Below are 12,186 nucleotides of genomic sequence, written 5' to 3' on the forward strand. Positions count from 1 at the left end.
AATTGTATACAATCTAATTGTAAGCTACTTAATAATAAGGAATCAACGAAAGGGAGTTATTGATTATGAAACCAATGTTCACATCATCAGCTACAGCAGTCGGAGGACGCGACGGACGCGTCGTTTCAGAAGATGGCGTTTTAGACGTCGCTCTCGCCATGCCAGTCCCAGGATCTAAAAAATCAGCGACAAATCCGGAGCAATTGTTTGCTGCTGGATACTCTGCTTGCTTTGATTCTGCATTAAATCTTGTTGCACGTAAACAAGGCATCAAACATGATGGAAGCGAAGTAACGGCGCACGTTACGTTGAACGAAGCAGCAGACGGATTCGCTTTATCTGTTGAACTTGATGTTCTCGTCCGTGGTGTATCGGAAGAACAAGCTGCCGAACTTGCAAAAATCGCACACACAGTTTGCCCGTACTCACGCGCGACAGCTGGAAACATCCAAGTCGATGTTTTCACACGTACGACTGACGCAGCATAAGCATAACATTGTCTGCCCTTTTCTAGTGATATCTACTAGAAAGGGGTATTTTTTTATTGTCAATGCGATGTATTTTGAGGTATTATGTGTCTTTTGCGTTAAAAATTTAATAATTAATTACGGTAAATGAAATAAATAGTCCGTTATTTTAGAAAACACACTTCTATTAACAGTGTGTTTTCTTCGTTTGTTCGCTTTACAGTTGGTTGACGGATAAAATGACCAACTCGCCGGAGACGATCATGTAATAGGCATCATCGAACCGGTGCCGAACATACCGATCGGCGTCAAAAATCGTCACCATCGGCTCGGCATCTTCTCCGATCGTTTCATGTACATAAAAGCGATCACGCAAGACGCGTTCGAACGGATCCCGGTCTAAAAAACGGGCTCCCGTTCGTAAATTAATCACTTCATGGTGTTGCTCCGACCGGTCGTTGACGATAAAGATCGTCGATTCGACGTCATCATACGTAAAATCAAATGCTTCATAATCACTCCAGCGGATCCGTTCAAGCTCCGTCACGTCCGTTTCGTCACGGATTTGATAAAACACTTCTTCGTTAAAACGGTCCGTATAGGCACTGAAAATCAAAAATCCGGCTTGTTCCCCGAGGTACTGCACCGTATCCCCTTCCCCGTCAAGGCGTAAGAGTGTCTTGAAGGACAGGACTTCTGTCCCTAGTTCGATTTCCGAAACGATCGTCTCAAGTGAAGCGATTAATAACCCTTCCGAGTGATCAATTGGATCTTCCGGAGAAATCAAGCCGCTTTCGAGGGCATCATAAAAGGAAAATTCGTCGAGGCGCGTGTTGCAGACGATATAATCGACGTCTTGGAGTGTGACGAGGAAAAAGTACAGTTCCCGGTAATTTTCCGTCATCCCGTACAGCCGCTTGTCATGGATCAAGTGTTGCTGCTTCGTCTTCGTGTCATATAAAAAGGCAGACGTCACACGGTCGACGTGGAGCAGTACCATGTAGCGTTCATTGAGGACCCAGTACAGTGACAAATCACCCGGGACGTTGAACGTCGCGACCTGTTCCGTCTTCCCGGATAAGAGATCAATCGTCAATAACTCCGTCGCTCCCCCGTTCGCCCGGTCGTGTTCGTTCAAGCAATAGACTTTCTGGTGTTTGACGAACGGACGGGTCGGTCCGTGATCCGTCAAAACGTCTTGCGACAAATCAACTTGTTCTTGATCCTCGAGGTCGAACCGGCTGATATGGTACTGTTCGGCATTGACTTTTCGTCTGAAGTAAATCGAAGATGGCGTGACATGAAGTATGTCCGAGTGATCCGCTGGTAACGCACGCGCGTCTAGTATTTCCATCTTGTGCACCCCTCCTAAGCATGTTCTACTGTTCTTTTCCCACGATTGGTCCCGCTTGAAACAAGGTCATTTCGTGCGTCTACGGAATACGAATGATACAATACAGCTAGATAATACCACGATGAGGAAGGTGATTCGCTTGCACGCACAAGACTTGAATACGATGATGCTCGAATACGTCAATGATAAGGAAGATTATGACGCGTTCGCAGATAAACTAAAAATTTTATTATCCGAGCTGCTCGACGCGGCCGGAATCAAATACCATTCGATCGTCTCACGGACGAAGGATTCGGAAAGCCTCTACCAAAAAGTCTTACGGCAACCGAACAAATACCGATCGCTCAAGGACGTCCACGATTTGACGGGAATCCGGATCGTCACCTATTTCCACGACGACGTCCGGGAAGCTGCCCGTATCATTGAAAATGAATTTTCGATCGACCGCGATCAATCCGTCGATAAATCGACGTTGCTCGATACGACGGAGTTCGGCTACTTGTCTGTCCACTTTGTCGCCGCCCTGAGTGAACAACGCCTGGCCTTAAGTGAATACGGTCGCTTCAAGTCACATACGGCAGAAATTCAAATCCGTTCGATTTTGCAACACGCCTGGGCAGAGATTGAACATGACTTAGGGTATAAAAATCCGAACAGCGTCCCGGCAGAAGTCCGGCGCAGTTTCAGCCGCGTCGCCGGACTGCTTGAGATCGCCGATCAAGAATTCGTCAACATCAAAAAGCAACTCAAACAATTCGAGGATGAGACCGTCCAACAGATCTTATCGGACCCGTATAAAGTCCGGATCACGTCCGATAACTTAAACTATTTCATTGACCACTCCCCTGTCATCAGCGAGCTCGACAAGCGACTCGTCACGTCACAAATGATGCTCGATTCCGACCAGCAACTGATTAATGAGTTGATCCGGATGTTCCATTACGTCGACATCCGCAATTACGGTGAACTAATCGATGCCGTCTCGAGTCATAGCACACTCGCCTTAAAATGCGCTCAAGTCATGCCGAATCCTTTTTTGCCGCGCCAAGGCATCGGTATCGCCTACATCTGTATGGCCGTGACGATCGCCGGGAACGACACGCACCGGATCGATTACTTTTTCCGTCGTTTCTATCCGGAACTTCGGAACGTCACGGAAATCATTACAAAAGTTCAGCCGTCGCATGATGAGATGATTCAAGAGAAAAATATTGATTAAACTAAAATTTTTCACTATACTAAATGGCGGGTAACGAAACTATCGTATGGAAAGAGTGAAGCTAAACATGGCAACGACAATCGAAGTAGCACAACGCGATCAATTGATCGTCGATACAGAAAAAGGACTCCGCATGAACTACCGCGCCATCAAAAAAGATGTTCGCAGCATGTTCACGACCTATTTGACACGGAATGAATTCTTCATTTTGAAGTCGCTTTGCGGGCAAAGTCCACAAATCGCATCCGCCCTGTCGAATGAATTCCAGTTCTCTGCAAGTATGATTACCGCACTTGCTGACGAATTGACAAAAAAAGGCTTGATTTCACGCGAACGCAGTGAACTCGACCGCCGTGTCGTCGAGCTCCGGGCAACACCGGACGGAATTGAACTGTACGGGAAACTTGAAGCAATGAAGATGGAGTACCTGTCGGACGTTTTCTCCGCGTTTTCAGATGCAGAACTTGATACGTTCCGGACACTCTTGACGAAACTCGAGCAACAGGATTAACATTTCCCCCTCTAGCTGACCGAGCTGGAGGGGTTTTTGTACTAGCAACCGAATTGGAGGATGATGAGATGACGCATGCTACTTTAGAGCAGGTGACGACGCTCCGTCAGTCGAAACAGTACGAGCAAGCAAAACAGATGATGCGCGAGCTGTTAGAGACCGATCGTACGAACCCTTACTACCATTTCCAGATGGCCTGGTGCTTCGATAACCTCGGCGAGGAGCAGGCTGCCGTTCCGCATTATGAGTTTGCGATCGCAAACGGCCTCGACACAAGGTTTTTGACGGACGCCTTCATCGGGCTCGGCAGTACATACCGGGCGCTCGGACAATACGCTGCTGCGCATGACACCTTTACGGAAGGCTTAGTACGTTTCCCCGACAGCACGGGACTGAAGACGTTTTTAGCCTTGACGCTGTTTAATCTCAAGCAGCATGAGGAAGCGATGCAACAGTTACTTGACGTCATTACGACGATGACGCCGGACTCCGACGTCCATACTTACAGACAAGCCCTCCGTTATTACCGCGACCATTTACATGACGTCTCAAAGACGTAACCGACTGCCCGCTTAACCGTTCAATGATTCCTTCTCTTCCTCTATTAGCGCGAAAGGAGCTTGTTCATGAAACGACCAGCAGAGGCACAACCGTCAGTCCTGACGATCATTGCCTATAAGTATCCCGACCGCCCCCATTACGAGTGGACTGGCAACATGCTGATAAAAACAGACGACTACGTGCTCGTCCATGGACAAGCAGGCAGAAGACTGGTCCATCACACACGGGGACAGACCTTTACCTACGCGACACAGTCGCTTGAGTTTTATCCCCTGAATGCGCCGTTTACGGTCAATATCGACTTCGATGCACACGGTGCCTCCTATCACTGCAACGTCTGCCTGCCCCCACGGCTCGACGGGGATACCCTTTCCTTTCGACCTCGACCTCGATTATGTCCGCAATCAAGCAGGTACCTGGCAGGTCGTCGACCGAGACGAGTTCCTCGTCAATCAACGGACGTTCGCCTATCCTGCCCGACTGATTGAACAAGCGGAAGCTGCCTTGACGGACTTGATTAAACACGTGACCGAGGGACGGTTTCCGTTCGACGGGTTTCTTCAACAGCATCTGTTCCGGCTAGCGCATCGCGTCAACTGATTCAAGCGCTTCTCGATTCATCTTACGTGCTCCCCTTCGCTTTTCACGGGAATCACTAATTTCCACCAACTGTAAAATAATGACACAAAAAAGACGATCGATGTAGATGGTTAATCCAATCCATCGCTCGTCTATTAATTTTGGTGTTGACACTTTTATCTTTACCTCAAAACAAAAGCAGGGAAGAATGTGTCTTCCCTGCTTTTTTTACGATGATGGCTGTCCTGGGATATACTCCGAGATGATCCCAAGTAACTCCGCGTAGGCCTGTTCAAAATCAATGTTTTCAATCATATAATCATAGTGGTCCCGGTCTTTCCAAGCTTCCGAGTAATCGATGAGCCGTGCTTCGAACTCCGGTGTATCCCCGCGCATCAACAGACGTTCTTTCATCAGATCAGGTGGAACGGACACGAAAATCGTGATGACACGGTCTTCGAACAATTCCTTGAATGCTGCCGCACCTTTCGGATCGATGTCTTTGATGACGATGCCGTTCGTCGTCAGGACGTCCTCATACGCTTGTCGGGGTGTTCCGTACCACGCCCGGTGGACATGGGCGTACTCGATGAACCCCGTCTCTTGAATCAATTGCTGGAACGTTTTTACGTCGACGAAATGATAACTTTCCCCATCTTGTTCGGTCGGGCGTTTCGGTCGTGTCGTCACGGAGGGAATGAACCGGACATGTTCATACTCGTGTCGTAATCGTTTGATTAAGGACGACTTCCCGCTGCCCGATCCACCAATCAATAGAATGATTTTACCTGACATCGTCATCCTCCTTTTGTTGTTGCCTAGTCATGAAATACCCCGAAACACGCAGCGCGAATTGTTCGAGTTCGCTATCGTCGACGACCCCGTAAATCGAACGGATGACGACGAGATACCGATCGTATTCAATGATGCGCGCGACATCATTTCGGGTCATCTGGACACGTTGTTCCGGATAGCTTGCGACGTAGTACCAGTCGACGGCAATACGTTCCGGTGTCGGTGTCGCATAAATCCATGTCTCGCTTTTCAGGTCATGTTCAATCGTACTTTTTAAAGAAAAACGTTGTACGGTCTCTAATTCGGTTTTTGCGTCTTGAAGTCCTGCTTGGAAGTCATCCGGTCGTGTCGCTGACTGTGCAACTTGTTTCGGTTGCGGTTGTGGTATTTTTTGAAAACCAATCTCGAGACCGATGCCAAGCGCAATCAGTGAAGCTATGATAGTCAACACATACCCCTTCCGCATGACGCTTCCTCCTTAGTCAATCGACAGGCGCGCTTTGAATCCTTTTGGATCATTGACGATGACGGCATCAATGCCGATTGCCTCCATCTGTTCGACATCCTCTGCCGATTTCGGAGTATAGACGCGGACGGAGATTCCTGCTGCGTGAGCCAGTGCGACGTCTTCTGCCGTCACGCGACGATAATCCGGATGAATGCCCTTCGCCCCGAGCTGCTTCGCTTGTTGCTCCGGGTGAAACAAGGGATACGGATAGAGCAGTGCTGTCTCGAGCGACGGATCAAGCTGACGAATCGTATCAATCGAGTAATGATTGAAGGAACTGAAGATTAATCGATCTGGTGCAAGCTGATGGGCACGGCACCGTTCGACGACGTAGGCCTCGAGACCTTCATAACGGATTGTATCCGTCTTCAGTTCGATGTTGAGGACGATTTGCGTTGGCGCCACGAGCTCTAAGACTTCGTCAAGTGTCGGAATCATCGCACGCTGCGGTCCCGTACCTTTAAAGCGCGCTCCCGCATTCAATTGTTTGAGTTCTGCAAGCGTAAGATCAACGACGCGCCCTGTTCCGTCCGTCGTCCGGTCGACGGTCTCGTCATGGATGACGATTCCGACGCCGTCTTTTGAGAAATGGACATCGAATTCGATGCCATCGACGTCCGGTAAGGCTGCTTTGAACGCCTCGAGCGTATTTTCCGGAAACGCGTCACTTGCGCCGCGGTGGGCAAACCATTGCATCACAGCGTTTCGACGACGCGTGTATATTTCTTCGTCAAGTAATCAATCAACGGTTGGACCGTAATCGATTGCCCGGTCGCTGCTTCAATCAATTCGGCCGGCGTCTTCGCTTTTCCGTGTTGGTGGATATTTTCCTTTAACCAATTTTTGATCGGTGTAAACGAACCGCTTGCAATCAGTTCGTCGATGTCTTTAACATCCCGACGCATCGCTTCGTTCAACTGGGCACTGTAGACGAGTCCGAGCGCATAGCTCGGGAAGTAACCGAACGAACCACCTGACCAGTGAACGTCTTGTAAGACACCTTGTGCGTTCGATGGGACATCGACTCCAAGGTATTCTTTATAAAGGCGGTTCCATTCCTTTGGCAGTGCCTTGACTTCGAGTTCACCCGTGATGAGACGTTTTTCAAGTTCGTAGCGGATAATGATATGCATCGCGTATGTCAGTTCATCCGCCTCAATCCGGATCAACGATGGTTTGACTTCGTTAACGGCAGCATAAAATGTTTCGAATGGAACGTCCGTCAATGAAGGAATCGCAGCTTGCAACCCTGTATAACGTGCTTCGAGGAAACCACGGTTGCGTCCGATGAAGTTCTCAAAAAACAATGATTGTGATTCATGAATCCCCATCGATGCCCCTTCACCGAGACCAAGGGAGTCGAGTTCCGGATCGATGCCCTGTTCGTACGTCGCGTGACCGGCTTCGTGCATCGTCCCGAAAACAGAGTTCCGGTAATCCGCTTCATCATATTTCGTCGTGACACGGGCATCTTTGCGATTGATTGTCGTTTGGAACGGGTGGACCGTCTCGTCCAAGCGACCGGCTGTAAAATCATAACCGATATCGTTCAACCACTCGTGATTGAGCTTAATTTGTGTCTCCCGGTCTGCTGACCAATCGAGTTTCGGGAATGTTTTCCCATCAAGATCGGTGAGCAACGTGATGATTGCTTGACGGAGCTCCGCGAACAATGGATCGAGCTGAGCGACCGTCATTCCTGGCTCATAGTCATGGAGCAATGCGTCGTATGGGTGATTTTCGTATCCCCAGTACTCGACGAATTTACGTTCTGTCGCGACGATTTTTTCTAAGAATGGTTCGAACATCGCCCAGTCATTCGCATCCTTCGCTTTTTCCCAAACACTTTCCGCTTCCGAAATCAATGTCACAAAGGCTTGATATTCCGCTTCCGGAATTTTTGAGTCCCGATCAAATGCCTGTTTCGCTTTCTCGTACGAGATCGCATCGAGTCCCGTCAACGATTCTTGCCCCATCGCGCCTAACAAGGACTGGTACTGTTCCCCTGTCCGGCGACGGAAACTTTCTGTCGATAAGAAACCGAGTGATTTCGAGCGGTTCGGCGCTGATTGTTCCGGCATGTATGTCCGCATGTCCCAGTAGAGTAAAGCGACTGCTTCCTCATAGGCACCAAGTGCGTCGAAATGGTCGCGCCACTGTTGTAACGTATTCATTCTAAAATCCCCCTTAAAATATGTAATGGTCTACGTTTTTTAGCATATCACAAAATGTTCAAAACATTCATACAGGAACATCTCCTGAAACCTTTGTGGTCATTTGAACGTATAAATTATATAATCAATGTAACGGAGAAAGGATGGACCACACGTGAAAACAGATCAAGAACTGGCGACAGCCATCACCATCGAGTCAAACGGACAAACGCAACTGATTACCGGTCAACCACCTGAGTTAGACTGGATTGGTACGGGACGAAGTGCCTTCGTCTTTCGGATTCAAGGAACGGACCGCGTCATCAAAAAATTTTTCCCTAGCCATCGTCATCTTGCCGTCCTTGAAGGAGCGATTTATGAGCAATTGTCGTCGTTTTCGACGTACGCCAAACAATACGCCTACGGGGCGGATTACCTCGTCATCGAATACATCGAGGGACAGACGTTGTTCGACTGTCTCGTCAACGGGACGTTGATTCCCCGGGACGTCATCCGCTCTGTCGATCAAGCTTTAGCGGACGCACGCTCCGTCGGCTTAAACCCGTCCGACATCCACTTGCGCAACATCATGCTGACGAAAGACGGGACACGGATCATCGACGTCGCACGGTTCCGTCAGACAGAACCGTGCTCACAGTGGGACGACTTAAAGCGCGGGTATGATTACTTTTATTGCAAATCGTATTTTCCGAAAAAGCTGCCGGAGGCTTTTCTGAACACAGTCGCCGATATTTATAAACGCCGGATGTTCGAGTCACACCGTAATACCGGGTGACGCAGATAGATGAAGCGGTAACGTATCTTATGAACGATGAGATACGGTAACGTTTTTCCTGATTCACTTCATAACTCGACTACTGAAACAGGAGAATTCATCCGTTTTCGTCATACATTTTTTGGTATAATCAGGATAGATGAAAAGCAATTCATACCCTGTTTGAAAGTAGGTCGACAGATGAAAGAAATGATTCAAACGCACGATGATTTACTTGACATGCTTGACGATTTACTGCGTGAACCGACCGCATTTTGGAATGATTTTTACGCCGACCGTGACAAACGGATTCCTTTTTTCGTCAACAAGCCGGACGAAAATCTCGTCCGTTATTTTGAACGCGGTATCATCGCACCGGGTCACGTTTTGAAGCTCGGTTGCGGCCCGGGGCGTAACGCGCTGTATTTTGCAAGACAGGGATGTACCGTGACCGCTGTCGATTTATCACGTCAGTCGCTTGCCTGGGCGCGCGAACGGGCGCAGGAGGAGCAGCTCGACGTCGACTTCATCGAACGGAACATCTTTGATTTCCCCCTTGCTAAAGAGGCGTATGACATCGTTTACGATTCCGGTTGCTTCCACCATATCGCTCCGCACCGCCGACGCGATTATCTTACGCTCGTCACCGATTCCTTAAAGCATGGCGGACATTTCGCCCTGACTTGTTTTATCGAAGGCGGTGAGCTCGGCGGATCCGACATCTCCGACTGGGAAGTGTACCGGACACGCAGCTTAAACGGTGGATTAGGATTCACGGAAGAGAAGTTACGGTTGATTTTTGCTGACTTCGACGTGATTGAAATCAGACCGATGCCGATGATGCCGGCGTCCGCGACGACTTTCGGTCGTACTGGACTGTGGACGGCAGTGTTTCAAAAAAAGCACGATAATGGACCTCTGCTATATAAAAAGAACGTAGCAACGTGAGCCCTGATGTGCACCTGACAAAAAACCATGGAGGACGACCTCCATGGTTTTTTGTCACTTTGCTTTTTTTCCGCTCACGCGTTTCGGTTTAGCGAATAACCCGAAATACAATCCGACCAATACGCTGACGATGATCCAGCCATCTGTTTTATCCATCTCGATGCCTCCCGTCTTTCACTGAAGTGTTCCTAAATCATACACCAATGAATGATTACGCGCTTCATGAACACTCATTTCTTTCGACTTACGATTGAAAATGATAATGGAACAATACGAGCACCGACAAGATCAGGGACTGATTTTGCTGCTCCTTGACTTTAAACGTTACGTCGGACCGCAAGTTCGCTTTACTCGTCGCAATCACCTCAGTCCCTCGCCAGACTTTAATCTTCGAGGATAACGTCGAGGACGTGACTTCGTACTCGACGTCTTGATAGGACAGGAGCATGACTTCTTTAAACGTACTCATCCGTTTCAGTGACGCGTCGGTCCGGACCGTGCCTACGACTTCACCGTTTTCGTAGACGAGCCACTTTTGATTCCGCGCTAGAAGAGAACTCCGTTGTTCGACGTAAGAAACAGTACGGTCGGAAAAACTGAAGTTCAGATTCAAGAACCACCCCCGCAGCTTTGCCGAGAGCTGAACGAATAAAAACTGCCATCCTTTTGGATAGCTCCGTCGATAGGATCCAATCTGCTGTGCACCTTCCAGCACGTATTTCGGTCGTCGTGTCGTCCGTTCGACGCACCGTGTCGTTAACGTGTTCGCGCGTCCCACGTACCGCATGTCGCGTCTGATTTGCCAGTAATCGAGAAGCGCGCCACCAAGTGCTGCGAGCAGAAGCAGCGAAATCAGACCAAATTCCAGCCAACTGAACATGCCGGTTAAGAGGAAGCGGATGACCATTCCAATCGTCAATAATCCATACAATAACAACATTTCACCCATCGTCATTCTTGCCTCCTTTTAATACCCGCTCGTTAATCCTGGTTTTAGTGTACACTAGCACGATTACGATAGTAAGGATTATCTAAATGAGTTAAAATATGTTAATGGATGGAATTCAAGGAGGAGATGCAGCATGACTGAACAACGACAAATCGCACTCGTGACCGGTGCCAGTCACGAACGGGATATCGGGGCAGCGATCTGTCGGACGCTTGCCGCACGAGGCATCGAGATTTTTTTCACCGCCTGGCAAGCGGAAGCCGACTGGATCCCATCATTTGAAGCGGAGTTAGCAACATTCGGTGTCCGGGCAAGAGGATTCCGGATTGACTTAGCCAATCCGGCGGCGGCGGCAACTGTCCATCAAACCGTCGTTGGGACGCTCGGCCAACCGTCGATTTTAATCAACAACGCCGCTCACTCGACGCAGACCGACTATTTGTCGCTCGACGCCGCAGCGCTCGACACTCATTATGCGGTCAATATCCGCTCGACGTTACTGTTATCGGTCGAGTTCGCCCGCCACCTGCAAGCGTCACCGTTATCCTCAGGACGGATCATCAACATGACATCCGGCCAGGAACGCGGACCGATGCCGGGTGAACTTGCTTATGTCGCGACGAAAGGTGCGATTTCTGCTTTTACGCAGACGTTCGCCCAGGAAGTTGCCCCGTTCGGCGTGACGGTCAACGCCGTCAACCCCGGTCCGACCGACTCGACTTGGATGACGGATGAGATCCGCTCCGCCCTGCTACCGAAATTTCCCTTTGGCCGCATCGGGGCACCAAACGACGTCGCCCGCCTGATTTCGTTTCTCGTCAGTGACGAAGGTGCCTGGATCACCGGGCAAATCCTGCATTCGGAAGGTGGCTTTATCCGTCAATAATGGCATAATCCGTTAGTCGGCGAACGAAAAGGTCACTGGACGATGATGTCCGGTGACCTTTTTCGTTTTCTTATGTTGCATACGAATTAGACGTCATCCTTGCAAAAATTGAGTCAAGGACGGAGCGACGACTTCTTCGCGTTCCAGTGTTTCATGACCGACGACCATCACTTCACTCGTTACGAGATCCACACATAACAGGTCCCCATCCATGTCTTCGTATCCGATGATGTACCATGATTTTAATCGATCCGCTTGATGGTGTTCGACTTCAATGATACTCCGAAAAATCGCTTGTGATTCCTCAAACAGATCAACCGGATGAACACATGCATAACGTGGCAATCCATCGACATCTGTCAATCGTATTTCTTCTTCCTCAACCGGTAACATCGCCATTACTTGTTCAATCGTCATCACTTCTTCTTCACATCCCTTTTAGTAGCACGTCGCTGTTTCATCTTCAGTTTGATGCTTCTTT

Annotated in this window: 15 protein-coding genes; 8 read left to right on the top strand and 7 right to left on the bottom strand. The window is 49.1% G+C overall.

All coding sequences use genetic code 11. The features are described from left to right. Window positions 1-65: 65 nt before the first annotated feature. Entirely contained in the window at window positions 66-488 is a 423-nt protein-coding gene (locus A0126_RS08035) for an organic hydroperoxide resistance protein (protein ID WP_029330285.1), read from the top strand. A gap of 196 nt (window positions 489-684) precedes the next feature. Here the strand turns inward: A0126_RS08035 and A0126_RS08040 are convergent, their stop codons facing one another. After that, window positions 685-1,821, bottom strand: a complete 1,137-nt coding sequence (locus tag A0126_RS08040) for a Six-bladed beta-propeller, TolB-like protein (RefSeq protein ID WP_088837197.1) — start codon at window positions 1,819-1,821, stop codon at window positions 685-687. Window positions 1,822-1,951: 130 nt separating this feature from the next. Between A0126_RS08040 and A0126_RS08045 the strand changes: the two genes are divergently transcribed. From A0126_RS08045 to A0126_RS08065, 4 genes are all read left to right on the top strand, one after another. Continuing rightward, complete coding sequence (locus A0126_RS08045; RefSeq protein WP_235195154.1) at window positions 1,952-3,040, top strand: GTP pyrophosphokinase; 1,089 nt, start codon at window positions 1,952-1,954, stop codon at window positions 3,038-3,040. A gap of 67 nt (window positions 3,041-3,107) precedes the next feature. Further along, entirely contained in the window at window positions 3,108-3,551 is a 444-nt protein-coding gene (locus tag A0126_RS08050; protein WP_088837198.1) for a MarR family winged helix-turn-helix transcriptional regulator, read from the top strand. Window positions 3,552-3,619: 68 nt separating this feature from the next. Then, window positions 3,620-4,111, top strand: coding sequence for a tetratricopeptide repeat protein (locus A0126_RS08055; RefSeq protein WP_088837199.1), 492 nt, complete (start codon window positions 3,620-3,622; stop codon window positions 4,109-4,111). 316 nt (window positions 4,112-4,427) lie between these two features. Continuing rightward, window positions 4,428-4,712: a DUF402 domain-containing protein gene (locus tag A0126_RS08065; protein WP_088837201.1), complete on the top strand. Its 285-nt coding sequence runs from the start codon at window positions 4,428-4,430 to the stop codon at window positions 4,710-4,712. 207 nt (window positions 4,713-4,919) lie between these two features. Here A0126_RS08065 and A0126_RS08070 read toward each other — a convergent pair whose 3' ends face one another. Genes A0126_RS08070 through A0126_RS08085 form a run of 4 tightly spaced genes read right to left on the bottom strand, consistent with a single transcriptional unit; the run spans window position 4,920 to window position 8,168 of the window. Continuing rightward, entirely contained in the window at window positions 4,920-5,486 is a 567-nt protein-coding gene (locus A0126_RS08070) for a guanylate kinase (protein ID WP_088837202.1), read from the bottom strand. After that, on the bottom strand, window positions 5,476-5,952 hold the full coding sequence (locus tag A0126_RS08075; RefSeq protein ID WP_088837203.1) for a hypothetical protein: 477 nt from the start codon (window positions 5,950-5,952) through the stop codon (window positions 5,476-5,478). Before A0126_RS08075 ends, A0126_RS08070 begins: the two co-directional genes overlap by 11 nt. 12 nt (window positions 5,953-5,964) lie before the next feature. After that, a complete protein-coding gene (locus A0126_RS08080) occupies window positions 5,965-6,690 on the bottom strand; it encodes a glycerophosphodiester phosphodiesterase (protein WP_239456723.1) in 726 nt (241 codons plus the stop codon). Beyond that, window positions 6,690-8,168, bottom strand: coding sequence for a carboxypeptidase M32 (locus tag A0126_RS08085; protein WP_088837205.1), 1,479 nt, complete (start codon window positions 8,166-8,168; stop codon window positions 6,690-6,692). Before A0126_RS08085 ends, A0126_RS08080 begins: the two co-directional genes overlap by 1 nt. A 154-nt stretch (window positions 8,169-8,322) precedes the next feature. Here A0126_RS08085 and A0126_RS08090 point away from each other — a divergent pair, with 154 nt between their 5' ends. Together A0126_RS08090 and A0126_RS08095 are read left to right on the top strand one after the other, a co-directional pair. Further along, window positions 8,323-8,943 (top strand): lipopolysaccharide core heptose(II) kinase RfaY, encoded by a 621-nt coding sequence (locus A0126_RS08090; RefSeq protein WP_088837206.1) that lies wholly within the window; start codon window positions 8,323-8,325, stop codon window positions 8,941-8,943. A 180-nt stretch (window positions 8,944-9,123) separates the two neighbouring features. Next, on the top strand, window positions 9,124-9,870 hold the full coding sequence (locus A0126_RS08095) for a class I SAM-dependent methyltransferase (protein ID WP_088837207.1): 747 nt from the start codon (window positions 9,124-9,126) through the stop codon (window positions 9,868-9,870). A gap of 244 nt (window positions 9,871-10,114) precedes the next feature. Here the strand turns inward: A0126_RS08095 and A0126_RS08100 are convergent, their stop codons facing one another. Then, the gene (locus tag A0126_RS08100; protein ID WP_088837208.1) at window positions 10,115-10,825 is read right to left on the bottom strand and encodes a tubby C-terminal domain-like protein; all 711 of its coding nucleotides are present in this window, start codon (window positions 10,823-10,825) and stop codon (window positions 10,115-10,117) included. Between the two features lie 127 nt (window positions 10,826-10,952). On the opposite strand from A0126_RS08100, the gene A0126_RS08105 reads away from it, so the two are divergent. After that, a complete protein-coding gene (locus A0126_RS08105) occupies window positions 10,953-11,705 on the top strand; it encodes an SDR family oxidoreductase (protein WP_088837209.1) in 753 nt (250 codons plus the stop codon). A gap of 93 nt (window positions 11,706-11,798) precedes the next feature. Here the strand turns inward: A0126_RS08105 and A0126_RS08110 are convergent, their stop codons facing one another. Beyond that, complete coding sequence (locus A0126_RS08110; RefSeq protein ID WP_157898485.1) at window positions 11,799-12,125, bottom strand: SMI1/KNR4 family protein; 327 nt, start codon at window positions 12,123-12,125, stop codon at window positions 11,799-11,801. Between the last annotated feature and the right edge of the window lie 61 nt (window positions 12,126-12,186).

It is taken from the genome of Exiguobacterium sp. N4-1P (assembly GCF_002214325.1).

Bases quoted from the DNA above. Each gene is read 5' to 3' on its own strand.
- A0126_RS08035 (WP_029330285.1), top strand. From the start codon at position 66: ATGAAACCAATGTTCACATCATCAGCTACAGCAGTCGGAGGACGCGAC.
- A0126_RS08040 (WP_088837197.1), bottom strand. From the start codon at position 1,821: ATGGAAATACTAGACGCGCGTGCGTTACCAGCGGATCACTCGGACATA.
- A0126_RS08050 (WP_088837198.1), top strand. From the start codon at position 3,108: ATGGCAACGACAATCGAAGTAGCACAACGCGATCAATTGATCGTCGAT.
- A0126_RS08055 (WP_088837199.1), top strand. From the start codon at position 3,620: ATGACGCATGCTACTTTAGAGCAGGTGACGACGCTCCGTCAGTCGAAA.
- A0126_RS08070 (WP_088837202.1), bottom strand. From the start codon at position 5,486: ATGTCAGGTAAAATCATTCTATTGATTGGTGGATCGGGCAGCGGGAAG.
- A0126_RS08075 (WP_088837203.1), bottom strand. From the start codon at position 5,952: ATGCGGAAGGGGTATGTGTTGACTATCATAGCTTCACTGATTGCGCTT.
- A0126_RS08080 (WP_239456723.1), bottom strand. From the start codon at position 6,690: ATGCAATGGTTTGCCCACCGCGGCGCAAGTGACGCGTTTCCGGAAAAT.
- A0126_RS08085 (WP_088837205.1), bottom strand. From the start codon at position 8,168: ATGAATACGTTACAACAGTGGCGCGACCATTTCGACGCACTTGGTGCC.
- A0126_RS08095 (WP_088837207.1), top strand. From the start codon at position 9,124: ATGAAAGAAATGATTCAAACGCACGATGATTTACTTGACATGCTTGAC.
- A0126_RS08100 (WP_088837208.1), bottom strand. From the start codon at position 10,825: ATGACGATGGGTGAAATGTTGTTATTGTATGGATTATTGACGATTGGA.
- A0126_RS08105 (WP_088837209.1), top strand. From the start codon at position 10,953: ATGACTGAACAACGACAAATCGCACTCGTGACCGGTGCCAGTCACGAA.